Annotated in this window: 1 protein-coding gene; it reads right to left on the bottom strand. The window is 48.0% G+C overall.

Annotated features, from left to right (window positions below; genetic code table 11):
- On the bottom strand, positions 1-277 hold a 277-nt coding region (locus SAZ04_RS21960; RefSeq protein ID WP_332699682.1), incomplete at both ends, for an SDR family NAD(P)-dependent oxidoreductase.

Below are 277 nucleotides of genomic sequence, written 5' to 3'. Positions count from 1 at the left end.
CCTTCTGGCACATTGTAAATTTTCGCCATCTTTTGATCAATTTCGTCCCACATTGGGGTCAAGACAATCCCTGGACAATAAGCATTCACAGTGATGTGATCTTTGGCTAGTTCTTTAGCTGCCGCCTGCGTTAATCCTCGAACCGCAAACTTGGTTGCTGAATAAGCCCCCAACATTTCAAAGCCTTCGTGGCCGGCAATCGACGATGCACTGATAATCTTACCGCCCGTTCCTTGGGCTTTGAATTGCGCTGCCGCTGCTTGAATCCCAAAGAAAG

This window comes from Halalkalibacter lacteus, from assembly GCF_036663595.1.
Classification (GTDB): Bacteria; Bacillota; Bacilli; order Bacillales; family Bacillaceae_D; genus Halalkalibacter; species Halalkalibacter lacteus.
Note: the sequence above shows the minus strand (reverse complement) of the source record. Positions and strands in the feature narration are given on the sequence as shown.